The organism is Morganella sp. TYF_1 (assembly GCF_043105645.1).
Taxonomy (GTDB): Bacteria; Pseudomonadota; Gammaproteobacteria; order Enterobacterales; family Enterobacteriaceae; genus Morganella; species Morganella morganii_B.
Window position 1 is genome coordinate 236,975 of sequence record NZ_JBICLU010000015.1, and the last position, 15,915, is coordinate 252,889.

The window sequence follows — 15,915 nt, forward strand, 5'->3', positions numbered from 1 at the left end:
TTATTACTGAGGCCTTTATCACTATATCATTACCATAAGGCTAAGATTACTTGAGCGCGGAAAGGCTGGCAAGGGTGAAAAAAAGAATAAAACCCGCACGGTGGCGGGTTTTCAGCGGCAGAACAACGGTTATTCGTCAGAAAGATGTCCGGCGGTAAACACGATATTCCGGATGCCAGAAGTTGCGTTCGATGGCTTCATCGAGTGCGCTGTCAGAGGTCACGGTAGCGACTCCCTGGATCTGGGCTTCTTTGGCAACCTGTTTGGCGATGATACGGGAGACTTTTTTGATGTCCTCGATATCCGGCAGCAGAGAACCTTCGCCGTTGATCACCATCGGTGAACATTCCGCCAGCGCGCGGCTTGCTGCCATCATCATACCGTCAGTCACACGTCTGGCACCGGCGGCCAGCACACCCAGACCAATTCCCGGGAAAATAAAGGAGTTGTTGCACTGGGAGATCGGATAAGTTTTATCCTTATAAATCACCGGATTGAACGGACTGCCGGTCGCCACCAGCGCATGGCCGTCTGTCCAGGCGATAATATCTTCCGGACGGGCTTCCACACGGGAGGTCGGGTTGGACAGCGGCATGACCACCGGGCGCGCACAGTTTTTGTGCATTTCACGGATAATCTCTTCCGTAAACAGCCCCGGCTGACCGGAAACCCCGATAAGTACGGTTGGTTTGGCGTTGCGGACCACATCTTCCAGCGAAATGGCATCATTCTGTACATCCCAGTCTGCAATGATGTCACTTTTGGTGATCAGTTTGCTCTGGAAGTTCAGCAGATTCGGCAGTTTATCGGTCAGCAGACCGAATCTGTCCACCATAAAGATACGGGCACGCGCCTGCTCTTCACTCAGACCTTCGGATTTCATCTGCGCGATAATTTGTTCGGCGATACCGCATCCGGCTGAACCGGCACCCAGGAAGGTAACAGTCTGATCTTTCAGCTGTCCGCCTGCAGCGCGGCTGGCGGCAATCAGGCTGCCGAGGGTCACTGACGCGGTACCCTGGATATCATCATTGAAGCAGCAGAGCTGATCACGATAGCGTTCCAGCAGCGGCATGGCATTTTTCTGAGCGAAATCTTCAAACTGTAACAGCACATCCGGCCAGCGGCGTTTAACGGCATTGATAAATTCATCAACAAATTCATCATACTCTTCGCCGGTAATGCGCGGATGACGCCAGCCCATATAGAGCGGGTCATTCAGACGCTGCTGGTTATTGGTGCCGACATCCAGCACGATAGGCAGGGTATACGCCGGGCTGATGCCGCCGCAGGCGGTATACAGAGAGAGTTTACCAATCGGGATCCCCATCCCGCCGATCCCCTGGTCACCCAGACCGAGGATGCGTTCACCATCGGTTACCACGATGACTTTTACATTCTGCTTGGTGGCATTCTGCAGCATATCATCAATGTAAGCACGGTTCGGGTAAGAGATAAACAGCCCGCGTGCGCGGCGGTAACTGTCGGAGAAATGCTCACAGGCCGCCCCGACAGTCGGGGTGTAAATGATAGGCATCATTTCTTTGAGGTGAGCATTGAGCAGGCGGTAGAACAGCGTTTCATTCGTATCCTGAATGTTACGCAGATAAATATGTTTATCCGTATCGTTTTTAAAATCAGAATACTGACGATAGGCGCGTTCAGTCTGCTCTTCGATAGTCTCCACTGCTTCAGGCAGCAGGCCGTGGAGGTTGAAATGACTGCGCTCTTCTTCAGAGAAGGCGCTTCCCTTGTTCAGCAGCGGGAACTCTAACAGGATAGGGCCCGCATACGGGATATATAATGCACGTTTGCTTTCGTATTCCAGTTCCATGTATGACTACTCTTTGCCAATTGACATTTTAAGACAGGACGCACCGATCCTAAGTTATCTGAAAAATATGTACAGTAATTGTTACGAAATTAGTGATACCGATGTGTGAAAGTGAGAGGCGGGATAGATTTATATTGAGTAATCACGTAAAGGCTGATACCCGGAACCGATGGGTATCAGCCTCAGCAAAGCAGAATTAATAGCTGAACAGCGCGATATCCTGACACCCCAGGGCGCTCAGTGTGGCAGAGGTACTTTCCCACTGTGACAGCATGGCATTACTGCCTTCCACCAGCACGGCGCGGTGGATATCGTGCAGGTCACCACCCGCCATATTCATAAAGATCAGTGCGGCCTGTAACGGCGGCAGTCCCGGGTTAAAGGCGGCATTTTCAATATAAGCACCGCTGTAGATGCGTCCGCGGCTGTCCTGAAGAGCGACACCGCTGTGGGAACGGGAATACGGCGCATGGCTGCGGTTGGCAGCTTCCAGTGCTTTTCCGACCACCGCATTGGTGGCGAGGAAATGATAACCGTGATGCACCTGGTCAAATAACCGGGTTTTAATCCCCAGATCCACCGGCCCGAAAGCATGCGGCAGCAGCGTTTTCAGCGGCATTGCAGCCAGTTCCGGTAACTGAATCAGCAGGTCTGTGCCGCTGTTCAGTTCATTCATAAACTGACGGCAGTGGCCGCACGGTGTGTAATTGACGGTGACTTTGCGTAAACCGTTCTCGCCGCGCAGCCAGGCGTGAGTAATTGCGCTTTGCTCCGCATGCACTGTTTGTTGTAACGGCACATGGCAGAATTCCATATTGGCGCCGAAATAGAGGTTACCACTCAGTCCGTGTGCAATCGCGCCGACATTAAACCGGGACACCGGGGTCACGGCACAGGCTGCGGCCAGCGGCAGCATGGTCAGCGCGAGTGCATCCTCATCAGTACCTGCGGCGTTGCAGAGTACGCTGACCTGTTTGGCGGATAAGTATCCGGGGAATGTATCAGCACAAACAATGTCCGTCAGCAGAGTCTGTAACGGGGAAGGAAGTGTGTTCAGGGCTGCATGAAAGCGGTTTTGCATAAAATGACCTCCATTATCAATGAGATCATTCTAGCGGGTAGTCAGACATAATGAACGTGATTTTTATCACGTTCATTATGAAACGAATGAAACAAATGTTGTATTTGCGAGACGAGACTCAAATTTTTAAGTCAACCGAATAGCGTCAGCAGCACCGGGAAGATAAACGGTGCCATCAGAGACGTAATAATCCCGCAGGTCATTAATGCCAGTGAGCTGTAAGCCCCTTCCACATAATCCTCTTCCGCGCAGCGGGCGGTGCCGAGGGCGTGTGAGGCTGTACCCATTGCCAGGCCGCGTGAGGCTTTGGTGGTGACCCGCAGGCGTCTGAACAGGGTATGACCGAAAATCGCGCCGAGGATCCCGACGAAAATCACACACACAGCGCTGATTGCCGCCACACCGCCGATGGAGTTGGACACCGCGATAGCAATCGGAGTGGTCACCGATTTAGGCAGGATAGAGGCCGCGATTTCAGGTGTTGCGCCCATCATAAAGGCAACAGCAGTGCCGGTAACCATCGCAATCACACTCCCGGCAAAGCAGATGGTGATAATGGATTTCCACTGTGCGCGGATCTGATGCAGCTGTTCATACAGCGGGAATGCCAGCGCCACCACGGCAGGTTGCAGCAGATCGTTGAGGATGCGGCTGCCCTCAAAATAGTGGTTGTATGAGGTTCCGGTGAATACCAGCAACGGAATGATAATCACGATGGATATCAGCAGCGGGTTTAATACCGGCAGCTTAAATTTGATATAGATAGCTCTGGCGAGAAAATAGACGCCGATGGTAAGCGGGAGCGACCACCAGATATGCGTTAACATTTGCGTTTCTCTTGTTGTTCAGTGTGTTCTGCGGCGGCAACGGCATCGGCTTCCTGTTGTTCAGGAACCGGAACATGGCGGCGGTGAATAAATTCAGAACTCAGGGCCACGGTACACATGGCGATAAAGGTACTGACGACACAGGCGACCAGGATTGGCAGCAGCTGGGCGCTGAGGGTATCGTAATAGTTCATCACACCGATACCGATCGGCAGAAATAACATTGTCATGTTTTTCATTAATAAGGTGCAGCCGGGCTGGACCCAGTGCGCCGGAATAATCTGCAGTGCGAGCAGAACAAAAAGCAGCAGCATGCCAACAATGCTGCCCGGGACGGAAAACGGCAGTAACACCGCGATAATATTGCCGGCAAACAGGCACAGATACAGGATCAGAAATGCCCGTAGATAGCGCCAGCCGGTTTCCGCTATCTGTTTTGGTTTCATGATAATGTTCCTTCTTGGATGAACTCATTCATCATACAATTAACTTTTTATTTGTGCCATAGATCACATAAAAAAACCTGCACCGGAGCGCAGGTTTTTTTCAGTTTATTGTACAGAGAAGAACTTACTTCACCTGCTGACCCGGCTGCGCACCAGAATCCGGGCTGAGGAGGAAAATCTCTTTTCCGCCCGGGCCTGCGGCCATCACCATACCTTCAGAGATCCCGAAACGCATTTTGCGTGGCGCGAGGTTGGCGACCATCACTGTCAGGCGGCCTTCCAGCGCTTTCGGATCCGGATACGCCTGGCGGATGCCGGAGAAGACCTGGCGGGTTTCGCCACCGAGATCCAGTACCAGTTTCAGCAGTTTGTCAGAGCCGTCCACGAAATCGGCAGACATAATCTGTGCGATACGCATATCGACTTTGGCAAAATCATCAAAACTGATGGTGTCCGCAATCGGATCATCTGCCAGCGGGCCGCTGACCGGTTTGGCGGACATGGCTTTGATATCTTCTTTGGAAGCTTCAATCATCTCTTCCACTTTCGCCATTTCAATACGGCTGAACAGCGCTTTGAAATCTGCGATCTGGTGATCCAGCAGCGGTTTGGCAATACCGTCCAGTGTCAGTTCCTGGTTCAGGAACGCTTCACTGCGGGCCGCCAGTTCCGGCATCACCGGTTTCAGGTAGGTCATCAGCGCGCGGAACAGGTTGATACCCACGGTACAGATGGCGTGCAGCTCATCATCTTTACCTTCCTGTTTCGCCACCACCCACGGTGCTTTCTCATCAATATAACGGTTGGCCACATCAGCCAGCGCCATGATTTCGCGGATAGCTTTGCCGAATTCACGGCCGGTATACTCTTCGCTGATGGTCTTTTCAGCATCAACAAACTGCTGATATAACTCAGGTTCAGCCAGGGTGGCACTCAGACGGCCGTTAAAGCGTTTTTTGATAAACCCGGCGGTACGGGAGGCCAGGTTGACCACTTTGTTAACGATGTCACTGTTAACACGCTGAACGAAGTCTTCCAGGTTGAGGTCGATATCATCAATACGTGAAGAGAGTTTCGCCGCGTAGTAATAACGCAGGCTGTCCGCATTCAGGTGATTCAGATAGGTGCGGGCCTGGATAAAGGTGCCGCGTGATTTGGACATCTTCGCGCCGTTAACGGTCACATAGCCGTGGACAAACAGATTGGTTGGCTTGCGGTAACCGCTGCCTTCCAGCATGGCAGGCCAGAACAGGCTGTGGAAGTACACAATATCTTTACCGATAAAGTGGTACAGATCCGCGTCAGAATCTTTCTTCCAGAACTCGTTAAAATCGAGATTACCGCGTTTATCACACAGGTTTTTAAATGAGCCCATGTAGCCGATAGGCGCATCCAGCCAGACATAGAAGTATTTACCCGGTGCGCCCGGGATTTCAAACCCGAAATACGGCGCATCACGGCTGATATCCCACTGCTGCAGGCCGGAATCAAACCACTCCTGCATTTTGTTGGCAACCTGCTCCTGGAGCGCACCGCTGCGGGTCCATGCCTGTAACATGTCCGCAAAAGCAGGCAGATCAAAGAAATAGTGTTCACTTTCGCGTAGCACCGGTGTGGCACCGGAGACCACGGAGCGCGGGTTAATCAGCTCGGTCGGGCTGTAGGTCGCGCTGCATACTTCGCAGTTGTCGCCGTACTGGTCTTCTGCTTTACATTTCGGGCAGGTGCCTTTCACAAAGCGGTCCGGCAGGAACATGCCTTTTTCCGGATCGTACAGCTGGGAAATGGTCCGGGTTTCAATATGGCCGTTCTTTTTCAGCGCCAGATAGATGTTCTCGGATAACACCCGGTTCTCCTCGCTGTGCGTGGAGTGGTAGTTATCAAAGCTGATGGCGAAATCGGCAAAATCTTTCTGATGCTCAACGCTCATGTTGGCGATCATCTCTTCAGGGGAGATCCCCTGCTGCTGTGCCTTGAGCATAATCGGAGTGCCGTGAGCATCGTCGGCGCAGATGAAGTGAACCTCTTTGCCGCGCATTCGCTGAAAACGGACCCAAATATCAGCCTGGATATGTTCCAGCATATGACCGAGATGGATTGAACCGTTTGCATATGGTAACGCACAGGTTACCAAAATTTTATTAGCGATCTGAGACATAGAGTATTTCACTTCCTCAAATAATAAAGGGTCTTTGATGTTAACCGATCCCGTCCACCCCTGCCAGCAGTAATCCGGCTTTGTGTGTGGTTTTCCGGACTTTTTTCTGCCGTGAATATCCGGCGATAACCCTGCTGATTGCAGGGGATTTGTTTTGTGCGGGTTTGCGCGGAATGACTAAATTAATCAGTTGGGTTCTGCTATCATTGAAGCCGATAGTTACAGGCAATAAAAACGATAAATTTAAGGAGCCGGGATGAATGTGAAATCCCCCGGGGAGATGAACCCTGAATTGCTGAACGACCAGGTCGCGCAGGTACTGGCGACATTTGAGCATCCGACACTCAAACGCAACCTGATTGCCATCAAAGCGCTGAATCACTGCGCAATGCTGGATGATGTGCTGCATGTTGAGCTGGTGATGCCGTTTGTCTGGAAGCGCCCGTTTGAAGCACTGATTGAAGCAAAAACCAAAGAATTACGCAAAGTAACCGGTGCGGCGGCGGTGGACTGGAAACTGCGCCATGATATCGCCACACTGCGCCGGGCCAATGATCTGCCGGGTATTAACGGTGTCCGCAATATTCTGGCGGTCAGCTCCGGCAAAGGCGGTGTGGGTAAATCCAGCACGGCGGTTAACCTCGCGCTGGCACTGGCGGCGGAAGGGGCGAAAGTCGGTATCCTCGATGCGGATATTTACGGCCCGTCCATCCCGAACATGCTGGGCACCACCAAAGAGCGTCCGACCTCACCGGACGGGCAGCATATGGCCCCGATTATGGCTTACGGTCTGGCCTCCAACTCTATCGGTTATCTGGTTACCGATGATAACGCCATGGTCTGGCGCGGCCCGATGGCCAGCAAAGCCCTGATGCAGATGTTACAGGATACCCTGTGGCCGGATCTGGACTATCTGGTGATCGATATGCCGCCGGGTACCGGTGATATTCAGCTGACTCTCTCACAGAACATCCCTGTCACCGGTGCGGTGGTGGTAACCACACCGCAGGATATTGCGCTGGTGGATGCCATGAAAGGTATCGTCATGTTCAAGAAAGTGAACGTGCCGGTTCTGGGGATTGTGGAGAACATGAGTGCGCACATCTGCAGTAACTGCGGTCATGTCGAGCCGATTTTCGGCACCGGCGGGGCGGAAAAACTGGCGGAGCGCTATCACACCAAACTGCTGGGACAGGTGCCGCTGCATATTTCGCTGCGTGAAGATCTCGATCGCGGTCAGCCGACCGTGATGCGTGACCCGGATGGCGAATTTGCGGATATCTACCGTGAGATCGCGGTGAATGTGACAGCCGAAATGTTCTGGGAAGGGGATAAGATCCCGACAGAGATCGCTTTCCGCGCGGTATAAGCGGGATTTATTTCTGCTCCGGCGTATCCGGAAAGTCAAAAAGACCTGTGCAGTGATGTACGGGTCTTTTTTCAGGATGCCGTAAGCGCGGTTACCCTGAAATAATGAGGCGGAATGCCCGATTCTGCTGGAATCTCACGCCGTTACTCCCTATAATTCAGCGCCGGGCGGACACGTTTTGTTACTCACGGCCGGATAAGCACTAAAAGAGGCCGCAGCAGACCGTTTCGGTTTTTTTCTCTCCTATTTTCAAACCAGGTTATTTCAATTATGGCTGACACAGCACAGCAGCAGTGCACTATCATCGGCATCACCGGCGCATCCGCGTCAGGAAAAAGTCTGATTGCCAATACGCTTTATCACGAATTACGTGCTCAGGTGGGTGATCACAATATCGGTGTGATTCCGGAAGACTGCTACTACAAAGATCAGAGCGATGTGCCGATGGAAGAGCGCATCAAGGTCAACTATGACCATCCCGGCTCGATGGATCACGAACTGCTGTTACAGCATCTGAAAGCACTGAAATCAGGTAAGTCTATTCAGTTACCGCAGTATGATTATGCAGAACATACCCGCAAGCCGGAATCTGTTCTGTTCAGCCCGAAACGGGTGATTATTCTTGAAGGAATTCTGCTGCTGACCGACAAGCGTCTGCGCGAGCAGATGGACTTCTCTATTTTCGTCGATACCCCGCTGGATATCTGCCTGATGCGCCGTATCCGCCGTGATGTGAATGAGCGCGGACGCACACTGGATTCGGTGATTGCACAGTACAATAAAACCGTTCGTCCGATGTACCTGCAATTTATTGAACCAACAAAACAATATGCTGATATCATAGTGCCGCGGGGCGGTAAGAACCGTGTGGCGATTGATATTCTGAAAGCCAAAATCAGTCAGTTCTGCGAGTAAACCGCCGACAATAATTAACCTGCGTTTATCCGCCGGTGATAAACGCTGAGTTTTATAAGGATGATACCATGCGACTTTGTGACCGTGACATTATTCAGTGGCTTGATGACGGCAGACTGACCATTTCCCCGCGTCCGCCGATTGAGCGGATTAACGGGGCGACGGCGGATGTCCGCCTCGGGCATCAGTTCCGGGTTTTCCGGGGCCATACGGCAGCGTATATTGATCTCAGCGGCCCGAAAGAAGAAGTCAATGCGGCGCTGGAAAATGTCATGAGTGATGAAATCACCCTGAGCGAAGATGACGTGTTCTATCTGCATCCGGGAGAACTGGCGCTGGCGGTGACCCTGGAATCGGTCACACTGCCGGATAACCTGGTGGGCTGGCTGGACGGGCGTTCATCACTGGCACGCCTCGGGCTGATGGTTCATGTGACCGCACACCGGATCGATCCCGGCTGGCACGGGCAAATCGTACTGGAATTTTATAACTCAGGTAAGTTACCCTTGGCACTGCGGCCGGGAATGGTGATCGGTGCCCTGAGTTTTGAGCCGTTATCCGGCTCTGCTGACCGGCCGTATAACCGCCGCAGTGATGCAAAATACAAAAATCAGCAGGGAGCGGTGGGCAGCCGTATCAGCGAAGATTAAACGGCGGACAGCACTGTCCGTCAGCGGGTTCAACAGAGAATGGGTAAGGAACAGGGATTATGAAACGATTTTTCACCACGCTGATTATTCTGCTTGTCGTGATAGCGGCGGGCCTCGCGGCCTTAATCCTGCTGGTGAACCCGAATGATTTCCGCGATTATATCGTTAACAAGGTGAAGGAAGACACCGGTTACGAACTGGTGATGAAAGATGATATGCGCTGGCATGTCTGGCCGAAACTGAGCATCATCACCGGTAAGATGTCCCTGACAGCCCCCGATGCCGCCGAACCGGTGGTGACCGCTGAGAATATGCGCCTTGATGTCGAGCTTTGGCCGCTGTTATCCCATCAGTTATCGGTCCGTGAAGTGATGCTTGACGGCGCACTGCTGAAAATCCTGCCTGAAACCGAATCAAAAGAGAAGAAAAGTGCCCCTGTTGCACCGGGTAACCAGAAAGCCCGGCCGGTACCGGTCGAACAGGAAAACAAATGGTCGTTTGATGTCGATCGCATCCGCATTGCCAACAGTCTGCTGGTCTGGCAGACAGAAGACGGTTCGCAGATTAACATGCGCGACATTAACTTCTCCCTTGAGCGCAATACCCCTGAGCGCTATGTGATAGCGCTGAACAGTAATATTCTGCGCAATCAGCAGGAACTCTCTTTCAGCCTGAGCTCGGATATTGATCTCTCCCAGTACCCGGTGCAGATCAGCGGTAACATTAACCGCCTGAATTACCGCCTGTCCGGTGCCGGTCTGTATGCCAACGGTATCAATGGTAACGGCACAACCACCTATACCTGGCATGAAGCGGTCGGTCAGGCACCGCAGTCCCTGATCCTGGAAAACCTGAAACTGAGCGCGAATGAAAGTCAGCTCAGCGGTACAGTGGAAGCGGCACTCGGTGAAACCCCGCGTTATGATATTCAGCTGGCCTCCTCAAAACTGAATCTGGATAACCTGCTCGGTTATGAGCGCGCGGTGCATTCAGAAAACGGGGAGACCCCCCCGGTTGCCACCAAACCGGCTGTGGTCACCACCGGCAGTAATGCGGATAAATATGATCTGACCTTTATGAACCACTTTAATGCCACCCTGGCACTGAATGTGGATTCCCTGATTTATCAGGGAATGGAAATCGGTCAGCTGACGGTGAAAGCCGAAAACCGGGGCAGTATCACCGAAATATCGAAAATGACCGGCAACGTGTTCGGCGGTCGTTTCTCTCTGCCGATGACGATTTATTCCGAAAAAGTGCCGGCACAGCTGCGCATCAAACCGCTGTTGCAGAATATTGATGTCAAACCCTTGCTGGCGGCGTTTAAAATGCCGGAAAAATTCACCGGACGCCTGAGTTTTGACGGCGATCTGCGCGGCACCGGTTATGACCAGGACGCGGTATTAAATAACTGGCGTGGTGATGTGGCGCTGACTATCACCGATGTTAAGCTGCTCGGCCTGAATATTCCGTATCTTATTCAGCAGTCGCTTTCCCAGGTGACAGATAAAGTGGCGCAGCCGCAATCGATGGATGCCATGACCGAGGCGAAGAAACTGGAAGTTATCGGTACCCTGAATAACAGTGAAGTGAAAATCAGTAAAATTCTGGCGGTATCCGACGCCTTTAATATTACCGGCAGCGGGCGGACCAATCTGGTAAAACAGAATCTGGATGTGAACCTGGGGGTTCAGATCTTAAAAGGCTGGGGGAAAACCAACGATCTGGTGACCTGGCTGCAATCCATCCGTATTCCGGTGGTGCTGTTCGGCAACTGGGATAATATTCAGTATAAGTTCGAAGTGGAAACCCTGTTGCGTAATCAGATACAGCAGCGGGTAAAACAGGCAGCCGGAGAGTTGCTGAACGAAAAAACCGGGGGTGACCTCAACGCTGTGGAATCCTTGCTTAACCGGTTATAAATTTGCGGACGATTTATACAAACAGAGCAGTGACGATAATTTATATTGTCACTGCTTTTTTAATGCCGGAGGCCGGAATACTTAAATGATACGGGTAATAACCCTGGTTCATTGACGCATATCATGTAATCTGTTCCCGGTTTTCGGCAGAGTGCATTAATCATTTTTATAAATAAAAATACCAGACAGGAGCAGAAATGTTAGATCTTCTTATTGGTGCTGTCGTCGCTGTCGGCGTCGGGCGCTATATTATTAAAGGGTATTCAGCCACAGGGGTGCTGATGGTCGGGGGCTTACTGCTTCTGATCATCAGTGTCATCATGGGGAAAAACATCCTGCCGTCCGCTGCCACCTCCACCGGCTGGGGACCGACAAACATTATTGAGTATGTGAAGTACCTGCTGATGAACCGCGGCGGCGACCTCGGTATGATGATCATGGTACTGTGCGGCTTTGCGGCTTATATGACTCACATCGGTGCCAACGACGTGGTCATCAAAATGGTCTCCAAACCGTTACAGGTCGTGAACTCCCCGTACCTGCTGATGATTGTGGCCTACTTTATTGCCTGTCTGATGTCTCTGGCGGTTTCCTCCGCCACCGGTCTTGGTGTGTTACTGATGGCAACCCTGTTCCCGGTCATGGTGAACGTAGGGATCAGCCGTGGTGCGGCGGCGGCTATCTGTGCCTCTCCGGCAGCGATTATCCTGGCACCGACCTCCGGTGACGTGGTGATTGCGGCTGAAGCCTCTCAGATCCCGCTGAAAGAGTTTGCGTTCAGCCTGACTCTGCCGATTTCTATCGTGGCGATTGTATCTATGGCGATTGCCCATTATTTCTGGCAGCGTTTCCTCGATCGCAAAGAAGATATCAAATCGGAGATCCTGGACGTCAAAGAGATCACCACTAATGCGCCGAAATTCTATGCCATTCTGCCGTTTATGCCGATCATCGGCGTACTGCTGTTTGATGGTAAGCCGTTCAGCATCGGTTTCCTGAGCCATATCGTGCTGCCTGAATTACACATCATCACGATTATTGTCGGCTGTATTATTCTGTCTGCCATCATTGAATTCTTCCGTGGCTTTGACGGCAAAAAAGTCTATGCCGGGCTGGATGTCTGCTACCGTGGTATGGCGGATGCCTTTGCCACCGTGGTGATGCTGCTGGTTGCGGCTGGTGTGTTTGCTCAGGGTCTGAGCACCGTCGGCTTTATCTCCGGTCTGATCAGCCTGGCGCAGTCTTTTGGTTCCGGTGCGATCGTGATGATGATTGCTCTGGTGATTATTACTATGCTGGCGGCGATGACCACCGGTTCCGGTAATGCGCCATTCTATGCGTTCGTGGAGCTGATCCCGCGCCTGGCACAGCAGATGGGTATCAACCCGGCGTACCTGGTGATCCCGATGTTACAGGCATCCAACCTCGGCCGTACCATGTCACCGGTTTCCGGTGTGGTGGTGGCGGTTGCCGGTATGGCGAAAATTTCACCGTTTGAAGTGGTGAAACGGACATCGGTTCCGGTGCTTGTCGGCCTGCTGGTGGTGATTGTCGCCACGGAGTTCCTGGTGCCGGTAACACTGTAAAATGACATGAGCCGCACCGGTTATCCGCTGCGGCTTTTTTGTATCAATACGGAAAGTGTGAGGTTGGCTTTGGATAAGATTTTTACCGGTGTGGTGCAGGGCACGGCACTGATTTTAAAAATTGAAGAAAACAATGATCATCTGATTCATATTGTGCAGTTCCCGGAGGCATTATTAGCGGGGCTGGCGATTGGTGATTCCGTGTCGTATAACGGCTGCTGCCTGACTGTCGCAGCGATTGATAACAGCCATGTCGGTTTTTATCTTTTCACCGATACATTGCTGAAAACCGCACTCGGGCGGCTGGCTGCGGGTGATAAAGTGAATATCGAAAGGGTGGCGGTCTGATGATATAAAAAAACCCCGTATTCTGACGGGGTTTTTGCGCTGTGAGGGGCGTTAATTACACACGGTTAAAGGCAAGAATACGGACTGAGCGCAGGTCAGCCTGAGACTCGTCGGCAATTTTCTGAGTAGCTTGTTCTAATGCATCACGGGGGGACACACCGGCTTCGGTTTCTGTGATCTGATGCCCCTGTAAAGTGTCTCCGTTACGGGCACGCACTTTGTACGATACAAACCAATAATCCATATCATCACCTGCTTCTAGTCATTAATCGTTTAATCACCATAGCGGTTTACGGCACGGATTAATGTGACCGGAATCAATCATTTAATTGTTTTTCTGCCTGTGCGTTAACCATGATACCGATCTCGTCGAGGATCATTTCCCGTTCAAGCATCAGACGCCGGTCATGACTGCCGGAACCGGCGGACAGCAGCAGGATAATCAGCCCTGCTGAAACGGCGGAAATCAGGCATGACCAGCGATCCATCCCTGTTTTGTGTATCCCGGAGGCGGCAGCGTAAAGCCATCCCATCGTAGCGCCGCAGATAAAGCCGCTGATGTGTGCCACATTATCGGTGGCGGTATCATCATTATTGTGCAGTGAACTTAATAATGTCAGCAGGAGCAGTGAAATGATGGTTATCAGCAGATTTTTGTAACGCAGACGGTCAGCAACAGAAACCGAAGGATCTGTCCGCGCCCTTATCAGGTACATCATGACGGCACCGGCGATCCCCATAATGGCGCCGGAAGCGCCGACACTGACGGTGATCGGAATTTCATACGCACTGAATCCGCCACGCTGAGACCACAACCATGTGGCGCTGACAAAAGAGGCGGCAATACCGCTGACCAGATAGATAAACAGCATCCGTATTTTACCGGCCATGGCTTCACAGTTAATACCGATGACGATAAGCGCGAGAGTATTGATGACCAGATGCACAGGGTCAGCATGCAGCGTCATGCTGGTCAGATACCGCCACCAGTCGCCGGTCAGTGACAACTGATACACATTCGCACCCGCCAGCAGCAGGTTATACTCCTGCTCCGGCAGTGGTGAGGCATAGTGCAGCTGCCAGAACCAGACCACGATATTAATCAGGGCAAAAAGCAGGGTAAGCCACATGGCGGAAAACCGGTATGCCGGCCGTGAAGGCAGAACCACATCACCCCAGGGATTTATGTTATTCATGATTATGCTACGGATAATTTGATTTGATTAAGCCTGTTTAAGCGTCAGGCGGGCTGTAAACAAGAAAAAGCCGGGATCATTATCCCGGCTCCGGCAGATGCGGATAACCGCAGTAATTAATTATTGTCCAGCCATTCGGTGTGGAACACGCCGTCTTTATCAGTACGTTTATAAGTATGTGCACCGAAATAGTCACGCTGTGCCTGGATCAGGTTCGCCGGCAGTACCGCGCTGCGGTAGCTGTCATAATAGGCGATAGCGGCAGAGAAGGTCGGTGTCGGGATTCCGTGCTGAACGCCGTAGCAGACCACATCACGCAACGCCTGCTGATATTCATCAGCAATCTGAGTGAAGTAAGGGGCCAGCAGCAGGTTAGCCAGTGCCGGGTTTTCCGCATAAGCGTCAGTGATTTTCTGCAGGAACTGGGCACGGATGATGCAACCGGCGCGGAAAATTTTCGCGATTTCGCCGTAGTTCAGATCCCAGTTGTACTCATCAGAGGCAACGCGCAGCTGTGAGAAGCCCTGTGCATAAGAGACAATTTTGCCCAGATACAGGGCGCGGCGGACTTTCTCGATAAATTCCGCTTTATCGCCGCTGAATGCAGCCGCTTTCGGTCCTTTCAGTACGTTGGAAGCTGCAACGCGCTGGTCTTTCAGGAACGAGATATAACGGGCAAATACGGATTCGGTGATCAGTGTCAGCGGCACACCGAGGTCGAGCGCGCTCTGGCTGGTCCATTTACCGGTACCTTTGTTGGCGGCTTCATCAAGGATCACATCCACCAGATAGTTGCCGTCTTCATCTTTCTTACGGAAGATATCTTTTGTGATATCAATCAGGTAGCTGCTCAGTTCGCCGTTGTTCCACTCGCTGAAGACTGACGCCAGTTCATCATTACTGATACCGAGAGCATTTTTCATCACGGAGTATGCTTCCGCAATCAGCTGCATATCGCCGTATTCGATACCGTTGTGCACCATTTTGACATAATGACCGGCACCGTCAGCACCGATATAGGTCACACACGGTTCACCTTCGGCTTGTGCTGCGATCTGTTTCAGGATCGGGGCAACCAGTTCGTAAGCTTCTTTTTGTCCGCCCGGCATAATGGACGGCCCTTTCAGTGCGCCTTCCTCACCACCGGAAACGCCGGTGCCGATAAAGTTAAAGCCCTGAGCGGACAGCTCTTTGTTACGGCGGATGGTGTCCTGAAAGAAGGTGTTACCGCCGTCGATCAGAATGTCACCTTTATCGAGATGCGGGGTGAGAGACGCGATGGTTTTATCGGTGGCTTCACCGGCTTTGACCATCAGCAGGATACGGCGGGGTTTTTCCAGGGAGTCAACAAACTCTTCAATGCTGTAGCTGGGAACCAGTTTTTTTCCCGGGTTTTCAGCAATCACTTCATCGGTTTTATCAGAAGAGCGGTTAAAAACAGAAACAGAATAACCGCGGCTTTCGATATTCAGCGCGAGGTTACGGCCCATAACGGCCATACCGACAACACCAATTTGTTGTTTGGACATGAAGACTCCTTCAGGAATTGACCCGTGACTAACGACGATTTCGTTAGCTGACTG

General features: G+C 52.0%; 14 protein-coding genes. 6 read left to right on the forward strand and 8 right to left on the reverse strand.

Annotated features, from left to right (window positions below; translation table 11 throughout):
• Nucleotides 1-136 precede the first annotated feature (136 nt).
• The 5 genes from ACF8OF_RS06510 to metG form a co-directional block, all read right to left on the reverse strand.
• The gene (locus ACF8OF_RS06510) at nt 137-1,834 is read right to left on the reverse strand and encodes an NAD-dependent malic enzyme (protein WP_279798241.1); all 1,698 of its coding nucleotides are present in this window, start codon (nt 1,832-1,834) and stop codon (nt 137-139) included.
• 196 nt (nt 1,835-2,030) lie between these two features.
• Nucleotides 2,031-2,915, reverse strand: coding sequence for a cytidine deaminase (gene cdd / locus ACF8OF_RS06515; RefSeq protein ID WP_262882373.1), 885 nt, complete (start codon nt 2,913-2,915; stop codon nt 2,031-2,033).
• 131 nt (nt 2,916-3,046) lie between these two features.
• Entirely contained in the window at nt 3,047-3,742 is a 696-nt protein-coding gene (locus tag ACF8OF_RS06520; protein WP_025153381.1) for a CidB/LrgB family autolysis modulator, read from the reverse strand.
• Entirely contained in the window at nt 3,736-4,188 is a 453-nt protein-coding gene (locus ACF8OF_RS06525) for a CidA/LrgA family protein (RefSeq protein ID WP_025153380.1), read from the reverse strand. Before ACF8OF_RS06525 ends, ACF8OF_RS06520 begins: the two co-directional genes overlap by 7 nt.
• Nucleotides 4,189-4,312: 124 nt before the next feature.
• Nucleotides 4,313-6,346 carry a methionine--tRNA ligase gene (metG, locus tag ACF8OF_RS06530; RefSeq protein WP_392496092.1) on the reverse strand — a complete coding sequence of 678 codons (2,034 nt, stop codon included), beginning with the start codon at nt 6,344-6,346 and terminating at the stop codon, nt 4,313-4,315.
• A 256-nt stretch (nt 6,347-6,602) separates the two neighbouring features.
• On the opposite strand from metG, the gene apbC reads away from it, so the two are divergent.
• The 6 genes from apbC (at nt 6,603) to ACF8OF_RS06560 (ending at nt 13,136) form a co-directional block, all read left to right on the forward strand.
• Nucleotides 6,603-7,715 (forward strand): iron-sulfur cluster carrier protein ApbC, encoded by a 1,113-nt coding sequence (gene apbC / locus ACF8OF_RS06535; RefSeq protein ID WP_262861024.1) that lies wholly within the window; start codon nt 6,603-6,605, stop codon nt 7,713-7,715.
• Between the two features lie 270 nt (nt 7,716-7,985).
• The gene (udk, locus tag ACF8OF_RS06540; protein ID WP_025153374.1) at nt 7,986-8,630 is read left to right on the forward strand and encodes a uridine kinase; all 645 of its coding nucleotides are present in this window, start codon (nt 7,986-7,988) and stop codon (nt 8,628-8,630) included.
• 68 nt (nt 8,631-8,698) lie between these two features.
• A complete protein-coding gene (gene dcd / locus ACF8OF_RS06545) occupies nt 8,699-9,280 on the forward strand; it encodes a dCTP deaminase (RefSeq protein ID WP_279798250.1) in 582 nt (193 codons plus the stop codon).
• 59 nt (nt 9,281-9,339) lie between these two features.
• Complete coding sequence (gene asmA, locus ACF8OF_RS06550; protein WP_392496093.1) at nt 9,340-11,202, forward strand: outer membrane assembly protein AsmA; 1,863 nt, start codon at nt 9,340-9,342, stop codon at nt 11,200-11,202.
• A 197-nt stretch (nt 11,203-11,399) separates the two neighbouring features.
• Nucleotides 11,400-12,788, forward strand: a complete 1,389-nt coding sequence (dcuC, locus tag ACF8OF_RS06555) for an anaerobic C4-dicarboxylate transporter DcuC (RefSeq protein ID WP_392496094.1) — start codon at nt 11,400-11,402, stop codon at nt 12,786-12,788.
• Nucleotides 12,789-12,857: 69 nt separating this feature from the next.
• Nucleotides 12,858-13,136, forward strand: a complete 279-nt coding sequence (locus ACF8OF_RS06560) for a riboflavin synthase (RefSeq protein WP_262882377.1) — start codon at nt 12,858-12,860, stop codon at nt 13,134-13,136.
• Between the two features lie 55 nt (nt 13,137-13,191).
• Here ACF8OF_RS06560 and ACF8OF_RS06565 read toward each other — a convergent pair whose 3' ends face one another.
• The 3 genes from ACF8OF_RS06565 to gndA form a co-directional block, all read right to left on the reverse strand.
• Nucleotides 13,192-13,380, reverse strand: a complete 189-nt coding sequence (locus ACF8OF_RS06565) for a hypothetical protein (protein ID WP_029991050.1) — start codon at nt 13,378-13,380, stop codon at nt 13,192-13,194.
• A 73-nt stretch (nt 13,381-13,453) separates the two neighbouring features.
• Entirely contained in the window at nt 13,454-14,332 is an 879-nt protein-coding gene (locus ACF8OF_RS06570; RefSeq protein WP_262882378.1) for a rhomboid family intramembrane serine protease, read from the reverse strand.
• 116 nt (nt 14,333-14,448) lie between these two features.
• Complete coding sequence (gndA, locus tag ACF8OF_RS06575; protein WP_392496096.1) at nt 14,449-15,861, reverse strand: NADP-dependent phosphogluconate dehydrogenase; 1,413 nt, start codon at nt 15,859-15,861, stop codon at nt 14,449-14,451.
• Between the last annotated feature and the right edge of the window lie 54 nt (nt 15,862-15,915).